The organism is Enterocloster sp. (assembly GCF_057861365.1).
The window spans coordinates 174,852-192,756 of sequence record NZ_DBMACH010000002.1; the positions used below are offsets into that span (position 1 = coordinate 174,852).

The 17,905-nt window shown below is 49.2% G+C and carries 16 protein-coding genes, 2 pseudogenes and 1 riboswitch; of the genes and pseudogenes, 12 read left to right on the top strand and 6 right to left on the bottom strand.

The annotated features are described in order from the left end of the window. Positions 1-41: 41 nt before the first annotated feature. The 3 genes and pseudogenes from ACZM6M_RS03610 to ACZM6M_RS03620 form a co-directional block, all read right to left on the bottom strand. Positions 42-584, bottom strand: a pseudogene (locus ACZM6M_RS03610) (GlgC family sugar phosphate nucleotidyltransferase); the annotation flags it as partial. Then, positions 581-1,522: pseudogene (locus ACZM6M_RS03615) on the bottom strand (glucose-1-phosphate adenylyltransferase); the annotation flags it as partial. The pseudogenes ACZM6M_RS03610 and ACZM6M_RS03615, both read right to left, overlap by 4 nt. A 215-nt stretch (positions 1,523-1,737) precedes the next feature. After that, positions 1,738-2,328 (bottom strand): GNAT family N-acetyltransferase, encoded by a 591-nt coding sequence (locus tag ACZM6M_RS03620; RefSeq protein WP_418926656.1) that lies wholly within the window; start codon positions 2,326-2,328, stop codon positions 1,738-1,740. A gap of 142 nt (positions 2,329-2,470) precedes the next feature. Next, a riboswitch (Lysine riboswitch) is annotated at positions 2,471-2,640 on the top strand. A gap of 115 nt (positions 2,641-2,755) precedes the next feature. Between ACZM6M_RS03620 and ACZM6M_RS03625 the strand changes: the two genes are divergently transcribed. The 9 genes from ACZM6M_RS03625 (at position 2,756) to ACZM6M_RS03665 (ending at position 12,856) form a co-directional block, all read left to right on the top strand. After that, positions 2,756-4,237: an alanine/glycine:cation symporter family protein gene (locus ACZM6M_RS03625; RefSeq protein ID WP_296038695.1), complete on the top strand. Its 1,482-nt coding sequence runs from the start codon at positions 2,756-2,758 to the stop codon at positions 4,235-4,237. Positions 4,238-4,254: 17 nt separating this feature from the next. Then, the gene (locus ACZM6M_RS03630; RefSeq protein ID WP_066549395.1) at positions 4,255-5,868 is read left to right on the top strand and encodes an amidohydrolase; all 1,614 of its coding nucleotides are present in this window, start codon (positions 4,255-4,257) and stop codon (positions 5,866-5,868) included. Between the two features lie 8 nt (positions 5,869-5,876). Beyond that, the gene (locus ACZM6M_RS03635) at positions 5,877-6,512 is read left to right on the top strand and encodes an endonuclease III domain-containing protein (protein WP_337433945.1); all 636 of its coding nucleotides are present in this window, start codon (positions 5,877-5,879) and stop codon (positions 6,510-6,512) included. A gap of 65 nt (positions 6,513-6,577) precedes the next feature. Further along, positions 6,578-7,741 carry a glycosyl hydrolase family 18 protein gene (locus tag ACZM6M_RS03640; protein WP_489489714.1) on the top strand — a complete coding sequence of 388 codons (1,164 nt, stop codon included), beginning with the start codon at positions 6,578-6,580 and terminating at the stop codon, positions 7,739-7,741. Positions 7,742-7,814: 73 nt separating this feature from the next. Next, positions 7,815-8,801, top strand: coding sequence for a diaminopimelate dehydrogenase (locus tag ACZM6M_RS03645; protein WP_418493961.1), 987 nt, complete (start codon positions 7,815-7,817; stop codon positions 8,799-8,801). Positions 8,802-8,811: 10 nt separating this feature from the next. Beyond that, positions 8,812-10,821 carry a molybdopterin-containing oxidoreductase family protein gene (locus ACZM6M_RS03650; protein WP_489489716.1) on the top strand — a complete coding sequence of 670 codons (2,010 nt, stop codon included), beginning with the start codon at positions 8,812-8,814 and terminating at the stop codon, positions 10,819-10,821. Positions 10,822-10,847: 26 nt separating this feature from the next. Next, positions 10,848-12,119, top strand: a complete 1,272-nt coding sequence (locus tag ACZM6M_RS03655) for a DUF1576 domain-containing protein (protein ID WP_337434039.1) — start codon at positions 10,848-10,850, stop codon at positions 12,117-12,119. Between the two features lie 79 nt (positions 12,120-12,198). After that, positions 12,199-12,447: a hypothetical protein gene (locus tag ACZM6M_RS03660; RefSeq protein ID WP_066549386.1), complete on the top strand. Its 249-nt coding sequence runs from the start codon at positions 12,199-12,201 to the stop codon at positions 12,445-12,447. Between the two features lie 13 nt (positions 12,448-12,460). Beyond that, entirely contained in the window at positions 12,461-12,856 is a 396-nt protein-coding gene (locus tag ACZM6M_RS03665) for a DUF2085 domain-containing protein (RefSeq protein WP_337433941.1), read from the top strand. 37 nt (positions 12,857-12,893) lie between these two features. On the opposite strand, the gene ACZM6M_RS03670 is transcribed toward ACZM6M_RS03665, so the two are convergent. Next, on the bottom strand, positions 12,894-13,253 hold the full coding sequence (locus ACZM6M_RS03670; protein WP_340277020.1) for a NusG domain II-containing protein: 360 nt from the start codon (positions 13,251-13,253) through the stop codon (positions 12,894-12,896). Continuing rightward, positions 13,253-13,747: a hypothetical protein gene (locus ACZM6M_RS03675; RefSeq protein WP_066549380.1), complete on the bottom strand. Its 495-nt coding sequence runs from the start codon at positions 13,745-13,747 to the stop codon at positions 13,253-13,255. The genes ACZM6M_RS03670 and ACZM6M_RS03675 overlap by 1 nt, the downstream gene beginning before the upstream one ends. Before the next feature lie 88 nt (positions 13,748-13,835). Here ACZM6M_RS03675 and ACZM6M_RS03680 point away from each other — a divergent pair, with 88 nt between their 5' ends. From ACZM6M_RS03680 to ACZM6M_RS03690, 3 genes are all read left to right on the top strand, one after another. Continuing rightward, positions 13,836-14,342: a Gx transporter family protein gene (locus tag ACZM6M_RS03680; protein WP_337433939.1), complete on the top strand. Its 507-nt coding sequence runs from the start codon at positions 13,836-13,838 to the stop codon at positions 14,340-14,342. 194 nt (positions 14,343-14,536) lie between these two features. Continuing rightward, on the top strand, positions 14,537-16,057 hold the full coding sequence (galT, locus tag ACZM6M_RS03685; RefSeq protein ID WP_489489720.1) for a UDP-glucose--hexose-1-phosphate uridylyltransferase: 1,521 nt from the start codon (positions 14,537-14,539) through the stop codon (positions 16,055-16,057). A 30-nt stretch (positions 16,058-16,087) separates the two neighbouring features. Continuing rightward, positions 16,088-16,420, top strand: coding sequence for a cupin domain-containing protein (locus ACZM6M_RS03690; protein WP_337433937.1), 333 nt, complete (start codon positions 16,088-16,090; stop codon positions 16,418-16,420). Between the two features lie 6 nt (positions 16,421-16,426). On the opposite strand, the gene ACZM6M_RS03695 is transcribed toward ACZM6M_RS03690, so the two are convergent. Next, positions 16,427-17,836: a spore germination protein gene (locus ACZM6M_RS03695; RefSeq protein WP_337433936.1), complete on the bottom strand. Its 1,410-nt coding sequence runs from the start codon at positions 17,834-17,836 to the stop codon at positions 16,427-16,429. Between the last annotated feature and the right edge of the window lie 69 nt (positions 17,837-17,905).

Consider the following 17,905-nt stretch of genomic DNA (forward strand, 5'->3'; position numbering starts at 1 on the left):
TGGAAAGACCGGTCTGAGGGGTGATTTTTAAGCATATGATGTTATACAGTTCTGGATTTTGCGATATATACCGGGAAGGTGTCTGAACCCTTTAATTCCTTATCGGCTGTAACCGTCACGTTCTTATCGGTGATCACATATTCAAGATCAGCGCCTTCTTCGATCACAGTATCCTGCATAAGAACGCAGTTTTTTACCCTTGCGCCCTTTGCGATTTTTACACCGCGGAACAGGATAGAGTTTTCTGCTTCTCCCTCGATTACACAACCGTCCGCTGCCATGATATTATTTGCACGGGAGCCGTTGATGTAGCGGGTGGGGTTGTCATCACGGATCTTTGTATATACGGGACTGGGGGAAAACAGAGCATCCAGATTTTCATCATCCAGCAGCTTCATGTTTTCGTCAAAGTAGCTATTCATATCACAGATCCGGGCGGTATAGCCGTCAAAACGGAAGGATCGGATATCCAGTTTGTCAATCTGCGGCGCTAAAATGTCGCGTTCAAAATATACATAGCCGCGGATAAAGGCTGTATTGATGAGATCGATCAAGAGTTCTCTTGACATAACGCAGATATGAAGAGTACGGAGTGGCGTACGGTGCCTGCAATACGGCAGCCGTCGGTGATCATGGAGTTTTCTACAACGCCTCCGTCTGAAATCTTGTGTCCGGTCATACCGCTGTTACGGCTATAAATCTTCCAGTTTTCGTCAAACAGGTTGATGCCGCTGTGCTCCGGATCCAGAACCTCCATATTGGCCTCCCAGAGAGAAGGAATCGTTCCTACATCCTTCCAGTAGCCGTCAAAGTGGTAGGCGTACATCCTGCGTCCGTCCTTTAAGAGATTAGGGATGATATTGTTGCCGAAATCATTTTCAGAATCCGGATCTTCCTCATCTTCAATGAGATATTTTCTTAAAATATCCCAGTTAAAGATATAGATACCCATAGATGCCAGATTGGATTTAGGATTTTTGGGTTTTTCCTGGAATTCGGTGATGCGGTCGTTTTCATCCGCTACCATCAGGCCAAAGCGGGAAGCATCCTCCCAGGGGACTTCCATGACAGCCACGCTGAATTCCGCATTCTTTTCCTTATGGAAGCGGAGAAAATCGCTGTAATCCTGCTTACAGATCTGATCGCCAGAAAGGATGATCACATACTGGGGATCATAGCGTTCAATAAAGGATATATTCTGATAAATTGCATTGGCTGTACCCTTGTACCAGTCCGAGCCGGAGGCTTTCTGATAGGGCGGAAGCACATGAACTCCGCCGTGAAGGCGGTCCAGATCCCAGGGCTGTCCATTTCCGATATATTCATTCAGTACCAGAGGCTGGTACTGGGTCAGGATACCTACTGTGTCAATTCCTGAATTTACGCAGTTTGACAGCGGAAAGTCGATAATACGGTATTTTCCGCCAAAAGGAACTGCAGGTTTTGCCAGCTTTTGAGTCAGGGCATAAAGCCGTGAACCCTGGCCGCCGGCAAGCAGCATTGCGATCATTTCTTTTGCCATTTCAAATTCTCCCCTTGTATAGTAGTGACGCCTCGGTCCACAGAACACATAAGCCACTCTGCTTACCGGGCAGCATTCCCAACGAAAAACATTTCAGGAATGTTCTGTTAGAATTGTAGCACAAATCGGTAAAAACGGACAGTATTTTGTAAAAAAAGAACATGAATACAATATTCAAAAGACAAAGTGCAAAATCATGCATAATAGAAGATGCTTTAAACAGGCATCCGGTGAAGCAGTTCCTGGAAAGGGATAATGGGTTCTGCATGGCCGGAATGGGGGCCAAGCTGTTTTTCCATCCAGATCATACTGTACCAGCGGTCGAATTTATAGCCGCAGTTTTTAAACATTCCTGCCAGTTCATAGCCCAGATGGCGGTGGAAATCAGCGCTGTTTCTGGTAAGATATTCATCTTCCTTATCCGGCCATGCGATGCAGGCGTAAAGATTGAGGATATTCTGGGCAGTAAGTGCGTGCTCCAGAGCTTCATAGAGTTTTTTTCCAATCCCTGTGCCGCGGGCATCAGTCCGTATATAAATGGAAACCTCAGCGCACCAGTCATAGGCTGCCCGTTCATGAAAAGGGCCTGCATAAGCATAGCCTAAAAGCTGTCCGTCTTTTTCTGCTGCCAGATAGGGGTAGCGCTTTAAGGTGTGGCGGATCCGGCGGGTAAATTCCTCCACAGTGGGAACCTCATATTCAAAGGTAATGGCAGTATGCTCCACATAGGGACGGTAAATATCAAGGAGAGCCTGGCTGTCAGCGGTGGAAACGGGGCGAATGGTGATGGGTGGTGTGAGTGACATAATGTGTACCTCCGGATAAAACATATGATTTTTTAGTATAGGACGAAAAAAAGATTGTATCAAGTGAAATTTGGCCGAAGAAATAAACTTGCAAAAACAGTTGACAGCCAGCGTGAAACCAGCTATGATACTACAAAAAGAGTACGGCAATAGAGGTGCGGATACTATCAGTACCTGTTTGGAGGCAGCGAAGCCAGGGAAGAGCAGGGAAAGGAGGAGCCGCCGAAATGTACTGCTTTCGCAGGCAGTATGTTGGGGTGCAGTCGAACAGGCTGCACACTCTCACCAAACGGTGGAGGCGCTATTGTTTCATGGATGGATGATTTATGGAGCAGTGGGATGCAAAAACCGCTGCTCCTTTTTTGCGGGCAGAGCCCAGGTGGAATAGATTGCTGTACATAAACAAAAGAAAAGGGGGATCATAAAAATGATCGAATTTCTCAACTGGTTAGACGGCGTCCTGTGGGGGCTTCCGTTAATCGTACTGATGATTTCTACCGGTATTTATTTCACAGTCCGTTCCGGATTCTTTCAGTTCAGGCGCTTTGGCTGGATTTTAAAGAATACCGGTGGCACGATTTTAAACAAAAAAAGCCAGAAGCAGGAGGATAATGCAAAGGGAATGTTAAGTTCCTTTGAAGCAATTTCCACAGCAATCGGCGGTACGGTAGGCTTTGGAAATATTGCCGGTGTGGCTACGGCAGTTGCGGCAGGAGGCCCTGGCGCTGTGCTGTGGATGTGGCTGTCTGCCTGTCTTGGAATGATCTTGAAGCAGGTAGAGGTAACGCTGGGCTGCTATTACCGCCATACCAATGAAAAGGGTGAATATTACGGCGGCCCTACCTATTATATGGAGCGGGGACTGGGAGAGGAGCGCCGCTGGGGAAAGCTGTGGCTGATACCGGCAGTTATTTTCGGCGCAGGTATTTTCTCTACATTCTTTGTAACCTCCTCTACGCTGACTGCTTCCCAGGTGGTAGCAGGAGCCTTTAAAATGGATACGGTGAATATCGGAGGCTTTCAGATTGAGGGCGTTATTCTGGTGGGAGCGGCTCTTTGCGTTCTGACCTATATTGTAACGGACGGAGGCACCAAAAAGATTGCGTCTTTGTTCAGCAAGCTGGTCCCCTTAATGAGCGTTTTCTACATTTTAATGGGAATTGGCATGATTCTGGCAAATCTTTCCAGAGTGCCCTCTGTGTTTGCTGCCATTGTAACAAATGCGTTCACTGGTACGGCAGCCATCGGCGGCTTTGCCGGCTGTGCAGTCAGTGAGATGATCCGGGTAGGTATGGCACGTTCCGTATACTCCAATGAGGCCGGCTGGGGTACTTCTCCCATGATCCATTCCTCTGCCAGAACACCCCATCCTGTTGCACAGGGACTTTGGGGTTCCTTTGAAGTATTTTTTGATACCTTTGTAGTCTGCTCCATCACATCTGTTTCTGTGCTTTTAAGCGGAAACTGGACCAACGGCACAGACGGCGGCACTCTGGCATTAAGCGCCTTTTCCCAGAGTTTTGGTACTGCAGGAAGCCTGCTTTTAGCTTTGATCATGGTTATTTTTACTGTCACCACCTCCGGCGGCTGGTTTACCTACTATCTGTCAATCCTGGAGCACCTTTGCAAAAAGGAAGGCCCCATGAAAAAAGTGATGCTGAAGCTGTTTTACGCAGTCCGTGCGCTTCCGGGCCTTATCTGGACGATTTATCTGGTAAAGACAAATAATCAGGGCTTTATCTGGACCGTGGTAGACATTACTTCTGCCATTCCCACCTTTGTGAATGTGGCTGTGATCCTGCTGCTGTCAAAGGACTATTTCCGTCTGTTAAAGGATTATAAGGCACGGTATCTTGGAGAGGGAACAGCAGAGCCGGATGCCTGCCTGTTCTATGAAGAAAAGCACTGACGAAAGGAGAATGTGCCATGAAACATATTTATTTTAATGGAAAGGTTTATACAGGCAGTCTTCCGCTGGCTGAGGCCTTTGCGGTAGAAAATGGTAAATTTATCTTTGCCGGTTCCAGCAAATCCGTTCTAAAACTGGCCGGGGAGGGAGATGTGTGTACCGATCTTAAGGGCCGTTTTGTATGCAGCGGTTTTAATGACAGCCATATGCATCTTTTAGGATACGGAAACAGCCTGTGTTCTGCCCGGCTGGCTGCCCGTACAGAGAGCCTGGCGGATATGCTTCAGTGCCTAAAGGAGTTTTACAGGGAGAATCCCTGCGCAGAGGGTGAATGGCTGATGGGCCGGGGATGGAATCAGGATTATTTTACAGATGCAGACCGGATGCCGGACCGTCATGATCTGGATCAGGTATCAGAGGACGTGCCCGTCTGTGCGGTCCGGGCCTGCGGTCACTGTCTGGTCGTAAATACAAAGGCATTACAGCTGCTTGGCATCACAAAGGATACGCCCCAGCCGGAGGGCGGATGTATCGGTATGGATGAGGAGGGGCCGGACGGCCGTTTCTTTGACAATGCCATGGATCTGGTGTACCATGCAATTCCCGTTCCGGATAAGGAAGGGATCAAAAACAGGATCCGTCTGGCCTGCAGGGCTTTAAATTCCTACGGTGTTACCAGCAGCCAGACGGATGACTACTGCATGTACCGGGATGTGCCGTGGCAGACTGTGAATGAGGCCTACAGGGAGCTGGAGGCAGAGGGAGAGCTTACGGTTCGTGTCTATGAACAGTGTAACTTCACAGAGCTTTCAGAGCTTAAAGCTTTTGTAGAGGCGGGAAATGTCACGGGCAGCGGTACAGAGCTTTTTAAGGTCGGGCCTCTTAAGATGCTGGGAGACGGAGCATTGGGAGCCAGAACTGCGTATCTGAGCCGCCCTTATGCGGATGATCCGTCCACCTGCGGGATCCCTGTATTTTCCCAGGAGGTTTTTGACGAAATGATCGGCTATGCAAATGCGCACGGAATGCAGGCAGCCGTCCATGCCATCGGAGATGCCTGTCTGGACCGTGTTTTAGATGCCTATGAAAAGGCATTAAAGGAGCATCCGAGAGAGGATCACCGCCATGGGATTGTTCACTGCCAGATTACCCGTCCGGATCAGCTTGAGCGGATTGCCCGCTTAAAGCTTCATGTGTATGCCCAGAGTATTTTTCTGGATTATGATAATCATATTGTAAAAGACAGAGTGGGAGAGGAACTGGCATCGACCAGCTACAGCTGGAAAACCCTTATGAAACAGGGGGTTTCTGTCAGCAACGGTACGGACTGTCCGGTGGAGCTGCCCGACGCTCTGGCTTCTATGGAGTGTGCCGTGACCCGCACTACCATAAAGGATCATGTAGGACCCTATCTTCCAGATGAAGCTTTTACAGTGCAGGAAGCTCTTGACAGCTATACGATCCGTGGGGCAGAAGGAAGCTTTGAGGAGAAGATAAAAGGAAAGATCTGTCCCGGTATGCTGGCAGACTTTGTGATCCTGGAGCAGTCGCCCTTTGAAACGGCTCCGGAACAGCTTCATACGATACCGGTTCATGCTGCGTATCTGGGAGGAAGAAAGGTATTTGGATAAATATGGAAATGACGAAAAAGGAACTGGCCTTAAAGCTGATCGAGCGTCTTAAGAAAGCCTATCCGGAGGCTTCCTGTACCCTGGATTATAATCAGGCGTGGAAGCTTTTGGTAGGCGTCCGTCTGGCGGCCCAGTGTACGGATGAGCGGGTCAACATTGTAACGGAGAAGCTGTACAAAAAGTTTCCGGATGTGGATGCCCTGGCGGCTGCTTCGCCGGAGGAGATTGAGGAGATCGTAAGGCCCTGCGGCCTGGGACGGAGCAAGGCCAGGGATATAAGCGCCTGTATGCGGATCTTAAAAGAGCAATATGGCGGACAGGTGCCTGAAACCTTTGATGATCTGTTGAAGCTTCCGGGTGTGGGACGTAAAAGCGCCAATCTGATCATGGGTGACGTATTTGGAAAGCCTGCCATTGTAACAGATACCCATTGCATCCGTCTGGTGAACCGTATGGGATTGGTAGAGGGCATAAAAGATCCTAAAAAGGTGGAAATGGCTCTCTGGAAGCTGATTCCTCCAAAGGAAGGCAGTGATTTCTGCCACCGTCTGGTATTCCACGGAAGAGCAGTCTGCAGTGCGAGGACAAAGCCGGACTGCGAACACTGCTGCGTATCAGACCTGTGCGCCAGGAATGGGGTCTGAAAGAAAAGAGGGAAAACTTCCTTTCTGCCTGCATATAGTTTTACAAAAAGCAAAGAGGCAGAAACATGCTGGAAGATGAATGGATTTATGTAGTAGAAGAAGGGGATACAGTGGATGAGATAGCCGCAAAAACCGGAAGGCCGGTTGGAGAACTGATCTGGGCCAACCAGCTGGAATATCCCTACCGCCTGGCAGTGGGCCAGTCTCTTTATGTGGGGGCAGAAGGCAGTATAGGGGCCGGAAGTCCCCTTCTTTATTCCTTTGGATATGCCTATCCTTTTATTGATCGGGATACATTGGATGAAACCCTGCCATTTCTTACAGATATTTACATTTTCTCCTATGGTTTTACGGCAGAGGGGGATCTGGTCTCTCCTCATATCGAGGATACGCCGGTCATCCAGTCCGCCCGGACTGCGGGCGTCCGTCCGGTGATGGTACTCACGCCTCTGGGCCCGGACGGGCGGTTTAATAACCGGCTGATCACAGAGCTTCTTTCGAATGACCGGGCCGTGCGCCGGCTGGTCTGGCAGCTGATGGCTGTGATAGAGCAAAAGGAGTATGAGGGACTGGATATTGATTTTGAATATGTGCCGGCCGGTGACAGGGAGCGGTTTGCGGAGTTTGTCCGCCTCTGTGCAGGGGTGTTTAGGGCATTGGGGATTTTTGTCAGTGCTGCCCTGGCGCCAAAGACCTCCGATGACCAGCCGGGGCTTCTCTATGAAGGCATTGATTACCGGGCCATCGGCGAAGCGGCAGACAGGGTGATGCTTATGGCCTATGAGTGGGGATATTCCCAGGGGCCGCCTATGGCAGTGGCGCCCATCCATATGGTCCGTCGGGTGGCGGATTATGCATTAAGCAGGATCCCGGCAGAAAAGATCAGCCTTGGCATTCCAAATTATGGATATGACTGGCCCCTTCCTTATGAGCGGGGACGCACACGGGCAGTTACATTAAATACCCGCCAGGCCATACAGCTGGCCATTGACCATGGCTCTGTGATCTATTTTGATGAGCTGACACAGTCTCCCTATTTTCATTACTGGCAGTACGGCATCCGCCATGAGGTATGGTTTGAGGATGTGCGAAGCTTAAAGGCGAAGTTTGAACTTATAAGGGAGAAAAAACTCACTGGCGCGGGTTTCTGGCAGCTGATGTATTTTTACCGCCCCGGCTGGCTGCTTCTTACGCGAATGTTTGCGCTTGCAAAGGAAAATTTCATATAGTATACTTTTTACAGTGGCCGGAACGGATATCTGCATCCGGCTAAAAGACCCTAAGAGAAAGGAAGACAAAATTATGAGCATCAGAATCGGAATCCTTGGATACGGAAACCTGGGAAGGGGAGTGGAGTGTGCAGTTAAGCACAATCCGGATATGGAACTGAAGGCAGTGTTTACCCGGAGAGACCCATCGTCCCTTTCTCTCCTGACAGAGGGAGTAAAGGTATATTCAGTTAATGACATTCTCACAATGAAAGATGAGATTGATGTAATGATCATCTGCGGAGGCAGCGCTACGGATCTTCCAAAGCAGACACCGGAAATGGCGAAGTATTTTAATGTGATCGACAGTTTTGATACCCACGCAAAGATTCCGGAGCATTTTGAGGCAGTAGACCGGAGCGCTTTTGAGAGCGGCCATGTGGCAGTGATCTCTGTGGGCTGGGATCCCGGTATGTTTTCCTTAAACCGTCTTTATGCGGATGCGGTCCTTCCCGGAGGAAAGGACTATACCTTCTGGGGCAGAGGCGTAAGCCAGGGACATTCTGATGCCATCCGCCGGATCCCTGGTGTAAGAGATGCGAGACAGTATACGATTCCGGTTGAGAGCGCATTGGAGGCAGTGCGCAGCGGAAGCCAGCCGGAGCTTACTACACGGCAGAAGCACACCAGAGAGTGCTTTGTAGTGGCAGAAGAGGGAGCCGATCAGGATGCAATCCGTGAAGCCATCGTTACTATGCCCAATTATTTTGCAGATTATGACACAACGGTGCATTTTATCAGCCAGGAAGAGCTTTTAAGAGATCATGCGGGAATCCCTCACGGCGGCTTTGTGATCCGCACAGGAACTACAGGTATGAAGGATGAGCATTCCCATGTGATCGAGTACAGCTTAAAGCTGGATTCTAATCCGGAGTTTACTGCTTCCGTCCTTGCCGCCTATGCAAGAGCTGCCTACCGTATGAATAAGGAGGGCGCAAAGGGCTGCAAGACCGTATTTGATATTGCTCCGGCCTACTTAAGCCCAAAGGACGGCGCATATCTGAGGAAGCATGTGCTGTAGGAGGAATGGAATGACTGATATCCGCAGGACTACCTGCCCCTATGACTGCCCGGCCTCCTGCGGCCTTTTAGCCACCATAGAGAACGGGCGCGTGGCAGGGGTGGCCGGGGATCCGGAGCATCCGGCCTCAAAAGGATTGATCTGTAAAAAAATGCAGCAGTATCAGCTGTCCGTCAACAGCCCGGACCGGATCCTTTTTCCTATGAGACGGACTGGGAATAAGGGGGAAGGGAAGTTTGAACCTATCACCTGGGAAGAGGCGGTAAGGGAGATCGCAGGACATTTTCGGCAGATCATAAGGGAAAATGGCCCGTTGGCGATCCTTCCGTCCTATTATTCCGGCACTATGGGCGTGATCCAGCGAAAGTGCGGGGATGCCTTTTTTAACCGTCTGGGAGCACGCCCACTTATTTTAAGACTCTGCGCCAATGCAAAAGGAATGGGATATGCCTCTGTCATGGGGCAGACCCCCTGCCTGGAGCCGGAGGAATTAAAAAGCAGTGATCTGATCCTGGTGTGGAGCAGCAATGTAAAGGCCACACGCCTCCATGTGATGCCCATTTTAAAGGAAGCAAGGGCTGCCGGGAAAAAAGTGCTCCTTATTGAAGCCTGCGCCAGAGAAATGGACGCCTACTGTGACGAAACGATTCTGATCCGTCCCGGTACAGACGGAGCACTGGCTCTTGCCATGATGCATGTGCTGGAGGAAAAAGGGCTGGCAGATGAGGTGTTTTTAAGAGAACGGTGTGAGGGCTATGAGGCATTTTTGCCGATTGTGAGAAAAAGCACTCCAAAGTGGGCCGAACAGATCACAGGCATACCTGAAAAAAACATCCGCAGGCTGGCTCTTTTCTTCGGACAGGCCAAAGCTCCGGCGATTCTTTTGGGAAGCGGCTTTTCCAGATATGGAAATGGAGGAATGACCTCCCGCCTGATCACGGTTTTATCTGCATTTACAGGCGCCTGGGGAAAGCCGGGCGGCGGTATCTGCGCAGCGGAGCATAATGGCGGTCCCTTCGTGGATGCGAAACGTGTTACAAGACCGGATTTCAGGAAGGTTTCAGGGCCTGGCGTGAACATCAACTGTCTCGGTTCGGCGCTTACGGCGGAAGGAGAGGATGCAGTGAAGGCCTTTTTCGTCTATGGAGGCAATCCTGTGGGCTCTGTGTGTGATCAGAAGGCGATTCTTAAGGGGCTGATGCGGGAGGATTTATTTACAGTGGTACATGAGCGGTTTCTCACCGATACGGCCCGCTATGCAGATATCCTTCTTCCGGCAGTCTTTTCCGTAGAGCAGACCGACTGTTTCAGGGCATATGGCTATCGGATCTTTAGCGTAGCAAAAAAACTGGTTGAGCCTCAGGGAGAGTGCAAAAGCAACTGGGAGCTCTTTGGACTTCTGGCAGAGGCCATGGGCTTTGAAGAGCCGTATTTTAAGCGTACCGAGGAAGAAATGTTAGAGGAGCTTTTAAGCCATCCTGAAGAGGGGCTTTTGGAACTTACAGAAAAACAGTGGAAGTTTCTTCGGGAAAATGGCACAGTACGTCAGCCCTTTGGGGATCATGGCCATTTTAAAACGCCTTCCGGTAAGCTTCGGATTGTCAATCAGGAGGAAAAGGAACCTGTGCCCTGCTATAAGGAACCTTACGGCGGAGCGTATCCGTTAAGCCTGATCAGCATACCTGATTCCCATACCTTAAATTCTATTTTTCTGGAGCGCAGGGATTTAGTACAAAAGCGGGGGCCGGCTGCCCTGATGCTCCATCCCCTGGATGCCGCAGAACGAAAAGTCCGGGAGGGAGATATGGTTACTGCATGGAACGATCTGGCCGAGGTAGACTTTCGGGCGGTGATCACAGACCGGATTGCAAAGGGAACGGCTGCTGTTTCCGGCATTTACAGCAGTTCTCAGACAGGCTCGGTTCTTTTATTTAATGCTCTGAACCATGAGAGGCTTTCCGATATGGAGGCTACGACACTGAATGATAACCGGATTGATGTAAAAAGGAGGATGGCGTGAAACACCACCTGGAACATTTTCATGAAATGAAAACACTGACCCGGAAGGGAAAATTTCTTATTTTATCCCTGTTTCCACTGTATTTTATTGTGATTGGCCTTGTGGTCCAGCCTTTTCCTGATATCCTTAAGGGGCTCATCCGCATTGTCATAGAACCCGATCTTTTGATCACGGATTACTTTGCCGTAGGCGGAATCGGAGCAGCCATGATCAATGCCGGAATTATCACTCTGATCAGTCTGGCGATGATTTATTTCCTGAAAATGGAAATGAGCGGCCATACGATCACGGCAGTGTTTCTCATGTTCGGCTTTTCGCTGTTCGGAAAGAATATTATGAATATCTGGGCCATTCTGGCAGGTGTATTTCTGTATTCCAGATATCATAAGACATCCTTTCACCGGTATCTTTATATCGGCCTTTACGGAACCAGCCTTTCGCCTATTATGACGCAGATCATGCAGATCGGCCATCTGCCGGTCTATGCCAGAGTTTTGATCTCTTTGGCGGTGGGGATCAGCATTGGTTTTGTGCTCCCGCCTTTAAGTACCCATGTCCACTATGCGCACAATGGATATTCCCTTTATAACGTAGGTTTTGCAGCAGGGATTATCGCTACGGTGGTCGTATCTCTGGAAAAATCCTTTGGGATCCGGATTGAATCAAGGCTGATCTGGTCCAAGGGCAACCAGGAACTCTTTGCAGTGCTTTTGTCCTTGTTTTTCGGAACTATGATCGCAGCAGCAGTTGCTGTGAGAGGAAAGACGCTGTGGGAATCCTACCGCCGGATCCTGGCAGATCCAGGTTTGGCGGGAGCCGACTTTTTTAAGGCTGAGGGCGGGGCAACTACGGTCTTTAATATGGGGATCAATGGCCTGTTTGCCACCTTTTTTGTGCTCATGGTAGGCGGAGATATGAACGGGCCTACAATCTGCGGTATCCTTACGATCGTGGGCTTCAGCTCTACGGGAAAACATATACGGAATATAGCACCGGTTATGTTTGGCGTATATCTTGCAAGCTTTACCAAAAAATGGAATATCAATGATCCGTCTCCCATTCTGGCCCTTCTTCTTTCGACCACGCTGGCGCCGGTTGCGGGAAAATTCGGAGTCGTGGCGGGACTTATTGCAGGGTATCTCCATTCCTCTGTGGCTTTGCAGGTGGGGATCGTCTATGGAGGCGTGAATCTTTACAATAATGGGTTTGCAGGGGGAATTGTGGCAATTTTCCTGGTGCCTGTGATCCAGTCGATCTGTGACCGCAGAGCAAGAGCAAGGGGAGGACTGTCGCTGTAGGGGAGAAAGCTTAAAGCGAAGGTATCTTGCCGATTAAGCAAGAAATCTGGATAATATTGAGAAAAAGGGAGGAAATCATATGGAAGACAGAAGATACGACGATACGGTGGAAAATCCAAAAGACAGAGGCGGTTTTTTGTGGGGCCTTTTGGGATGCTGCATTCCGGTGGTAGGCCTGGTCTTATTTCTGGTATGGAGAGATGAAAAGCCCAAAACGGCGAAAGCGGCAGGCATCGGAGCACTGGTATCCGTGATCCTTACCATACTCATCTATGTAGGTGTATTCGTTATGTCCATTGCTACGGCAGCGCTGATTGGCGGAATGTAAGGAGTAAAAGAGGATGGGGCGTTTCCTTCGGATCTTTTTTGGCTGTCATGCCCGTCCGGACCGTTCCTTTTACTGGAACGGAAAACCGTTTCCTATCTGTGCCCGATGTACGGGGGAGCTGGCCGGCATGATCGCCGGGATACCTCTGATCCTTCTATGGGGAGATATGAAGCTGCGGCTGATGATCCTTTTTATGCTTCCTATGACAGCAGACGGTTTTTTACAGCTTTTTACATCCTATGAAAGCAAAAATGGCAGGCGGTTTGCAACGGGGGTTCTGTTTGGCCTGGCCTTTGACAGCCTGCTCATTCATTTCCACAGAGCCTGTGTGATGGCAGCCGGGTGGATCGTAAAGCTGTTTATAGAGGACAGTGGGGCTGTAGAGAGAGCCATGGAACTGTTTTTGTGATACGGATACCAGAGGGATAAAAAACAGGAGAGGAAGTTTATTCCTCTCCTGTGATCGTTACAGCCATTTTATGGGGTTTACATATGATGGTATCGGTGGAAAGCTGTTTTTTTCCCTGCCGGACACAGTTTTTATCGGGACAGTCGGCCTCCTGACACCAGATCTGTCCGTCTTGGATGATCAAAAGATTTGTTCCGCCGTCTGCTCCCGAAACCCTGTATTCCAGATCCTTATTTAAAGGAAAGGAAGCAGCCTCTTTTCCGTCCACAAAAATATGAGCCGTCTGGCCTTTGGGAGCAGGGAAAAGATACTGATATCCCATAAGGACTGCGGCCAGAAGAAGCAGAACGATTATTAAAAAACAGGTTCTCCTTCCGGCTGCCGAAGTGCGGGCCATCAGGCTGCCGCCTGCTTTAAGCACTCATTGATCCCGTTGATAAAGCCGGATACATTGATGCTTACAGAAGCAATGGCATCTTTGGCATAGCCGTTTTCATCTGCCAGCTGGCTTACCGTCTGATGTTCGATCACATAGGCAGCCAGAGCTTCCGACTGGGCTTTCCATGTGGGGCCGTCCTCGGTCATGATGTACAGACCGTCCAGAGAGAGCTGCTGTTTGCCAATGCCGTCCTCACCGAAGCAGTCCCAGCTGCAGGCAGTGATGATGCCGTTTTCAACGGTCAGCTCCACATGGTTATAAAAACCCTTGGAGTCAAATTCGCTGTCATAGGAATACTGGCCGTCCTTTAAAGGAAATTCCGGCTGGTTTACAGTAACAGGTCCCCGAAGCAGCTGGTAAATAGATCCAGAAGCAGCTATAAATACCAGAGACAGGGCTGCCATAAGGATGAAGCCTGCCAGGTTATGCTTCATGAGGTGGTTTTGCTTCATAGTCAGATACACTCCTTTTTGCGTGGATGTTAGATTCCCGTTTATTTTATCATACAAACAGAACGGTTGTAAAGGAGGAACTTGCTGTATGAATATACGAACCCGCCGGGTGGCGGTTTATGGACTTTTGATTGCTCTTGCCTTTGTATTCGGCTATATTGAACGTATTCTTCCCATCTATCTGGGAGCGCCGGGGGTGAAGCTGGGACTTGCAAATCTGGTGACGATCCTGTCCCTTTATGTTTTGGGATTGTGGCCGGCAGTATGGATCAGCCTTGCCCGGATCCTTCTTTCCGGCTTTGCCTTTGGGGGAATGTCCTCCATTCTGTTCAGCCTGGCTGGAGCGGCCCTAAGCCTGCTTGTTATGTGGATCTGCTGCCGTTTTTCTCTTTTTGATATGGTGGGAGTGAGCATACTGGGAGGCGTATTTCACAATATAGGCCAGTTTTTGATGGCGGCTTATGTGGTCAAAACCTTTGGCGTGTTTTCTTATCTTCCCGTGCTGCTGTTTGCAGGAACCGCTGCCGGGGCAGCCATAGGGCTTTTAGGCGGTCTGGTGTTAAAACGGATCGGGAATGTGATAAAAAATCTGTAATCTGATCGGCATTGCATTAAATAAGCAAAAATTGACTCATTAAAACCGAAAAATCCATAAAAATTGTAATATGACAGAAAAAAATGACATTGTCATACCGAAGCGCTCCTTTTATAATAGAGGTATAAAGTCAGGACGGTTTTCTAGTTAAAAAAGCCGTCTTTTCAATAAAAAATCACAGGGAGGTTACAGACATGATCAGTAAAGCAGTCAAAGATCTGGTAAGCTATGGGCTGAAAACGGGACTTCTGAAGGAGGAGGATGCGGTTTATGCCAGAAACCAGATCCTGGATGTGCTGAGGATAAATGAATATGAAGAGCCGAAGGCAGAGGGAGAAGAACCGGAGCTGGAGGAAATTTTAAAGACTCTTTTGGATTATGCGGCAGAAAAGGGGCTTTTAGGAGGGAACAGCGTTGTATACAAAGATCTTTTTGATACAAAGCTTATGAACTGTCTGATGCCAAGACCCAGCGAGGTGACGGCAGAGTTCTGGAAACACTATGAAAAATCTCCCCAGGCTGCTACGGATTACTATTATAGGCTGAGTCAGGATTCCGATTATATCCGCAGATACCGCATCGCAAAGGATATGAAATGGACGGCACAAACACGCTACGGCACTCTTGATATTACGATCAATCTGTCGAAGCCTGAAAAGGATCCAAAGGCCATTGCAGCAGCAAGAAGGGCAAAACAGAGCGGTTATCCCAAATGCCAGCTGTGCATGGAAAATGTGGGATATGCAGGACGGGCTGACCATCCGGCCCGCAATAACCACCGTGTGATCCCGATCCGGGTCAATGACAGCCAGTGGGGCTTCCAGTATTCTCCCTATGTGTATTACAATGAACACTGCATCGTGTTTAATGGCGAGCACGTTCCCATGAAGATTGAAAAAGCCACCTTTAAGAAGCTGTTTGATTTTATCCGCCAATTCCCCCATTACTTTCTGGGTTCCAACGCGGATCTTCCCATTGTGGGCGGCTCTATTTTAAGCCATGACCATTTTCAGGGCGGTCACTATACTTTTGCCATGGCAAAGGCGCCCATTGAGCGGTATTTCACCATGGAAGGCTATGAGGATGTAGAGGCGGGAATCGTATTCTGGCCCATGTCTGTGCTGCGTCTGCGGTGTATGGACAGCGACAGGCTCATTGAGTTGGGTGACCATGTGCTGAAGATGTGGCGCAGCTATACCGATGAGGCGGCCTTTGTATTCGCAGAAGCAGAGGGAGAGCCTCACAATACCATTACGCCCATTGCCCGCAAAAACGGGAATATGTATGAGCTGGATCTGGTGCTGCGCAATAACATTACCACAGAGGAATTTCCTCTGGGCGTATATCATCCCCATCAGGAGCTGCACCATATTAAAAAGGAAAATATCGGCCTGATCGAGGTTATGGGTCTGGCAGTGCTGCCTTCCCGATTAAAGAGCGAGCTGGCAGAGCTGGGAGAATACATGGCAGAGGGAAAGGATATCCGTTCTAACGATGCCATAAGCAAGCATGCAGACTGGGTAGAGGAATTTCTTCCCAAGTATGAGAGCCGGGGAATCCGGATCACGGCTGATAATGCAGAGGAGATCTTCAAGGAGGAGGTGGGTCTTGTATTTGCCAGAGTTCTGGAGGATGCGGGCGTATACAAATGCACTGAAGAGGGCAGAGAAGCTTTTGGCCGTTTCTTAAAGGCCGCAGGCTTTAAAGAAGCATAAATAATCATAAAGAATCAGGAGGACTTACAGATGTTGGATGAAAGATGGGTATTTCATGAAAATGCAAAGGCAGAGCCTGCCGGAGAAGGCGTAGTGCGCAGAGTGCTGGCTTATAGCAAGGATCTTATGTGTGTGGAAAACACCTTTGAGACAGGGGCAGAGGGAAAACTTCACCACCACCCCCATACTCAGATCACCTATGTTGTAAGCGGTGTGTTTGAGTTTAATATTGACGGCGAGATAAAGACGGTAAAAGCCGGAGATACCATGTTAAAGTTAAACGGCGTGGAGCACGGCTGTGTCTGCAAAGAGAGAGGCATCCTTTTAGATATCTTTAATCCCATGCGGGAAGATTTCGTATAAAAACGTTTATTTTTCCCTGTGGGGCAGGCGTCCGCGGAAGAAACGTTTGCGCAGCTCACTCCAGTGGAAGGGGATCAGAGGATAAATATAGCTCTTTCCCGCGATGGTTCTGTTAAATACGATGGCGCAGATGGTAAATACAATGCCTGCCGCATATCCCCAGAGGTTAAACAGGGCTGTGAGGATCAGGATGATCACACGCATGAACTTCATGGCGTATCCTAATTCAAAGCTGGCCTGGGAATAATTGGCAACGGTTACAAAGGCCATATACAGCATGGTTTCACTGTTAAACCACCCCGATTTTACGGCGTATTCGCCCAGCACGATACCGGCGATCACACTGAGCGGGGTGGTCAGCATGCTGGGGGTATTGACAGCTGCCAGCCGCAGGCCGTCAATGGCAAATTCCAGGATCAGAAGCTGCCAGATTAAAGGCACGTTGTAGGGATCGGACAGACGGATAAAGGCCAGCCAGTCGGGAATCAGCTCCGTATTCTGCATAAACATCAGCCAGGTAGGCGTAAGAAAAAGAGATAACGCGGAAATGGTCATCCGGGTAAGCCTGAGGTACGTTCCGGTAATGGGAGGAAAATAGTAATCGTCCGCCTCCTCGATGATATCAAAGACAGAGGATGGAAGAATCATGGCGGAGGGAGAGGTATCCACCAGAATTACGATATTCCCCTCTAAAAGAGAGGCTGCAGAGGAATCGGGCCGCTCGGAAAATTTGAATTTGGGAAATGGATTGAACCACTTATAGGGAAAGAGGCATTCTGCCAGACTTTCCTGGTTCATGGTCAGAGCATCGACCTCCAGATCCCGGATTCTTTTTTTTATGGTGGAAAGCAGCTTTTGATCCACCCGGTTTTCCATATAGCAGATGGCGATATCCGTATGGGAGCTTTCACCGGCTGTCATGATTTCAATGGAAAGCTTTGGATCGCGGATCCTTCGGCGGATCAGCGCCGTATTAAATACAAGGGTTTCCACAAATCCGTCTCTGGAACCCCGCATTACCTTATCCTTTTCCGGTTCACTGACCCCTCTTGCCGGATAGGTGCGGCAGTCGATGGTAAGACAGGCGTCATAGCCGTCGATAAAGAGACAGGATACGCCAGAGAGAAGCTGGAGGACCATTTCGCTGCTTTCATGGATCAGGCCTATCTCTCCATAGGGAAGGTACTGCTTGGAAAAGCTGTGTGCATCCTTTGGCATCCGGTCTGCCTGGATGGAGGAAAGCGCCTGGAGGAGCTTTAAAAGCGTATCATCCTTTGTAAAGCCGTCGATAAAATAGAGACAGGCATTTTTTCCTCCGATAGTGAGGACGCGGTACACCACATCAAAGTTTCGATCAGTATGAAGCTCGTTGTTCAGATATTTCATTGTTTCCTGTAAATCCTGAGAAAATTTCATAATAAGGATCCTTTCTGTCTTTGCATATAGCAGTAAGACAGGCAATAGTATGACCTGATTTCTGAAAAA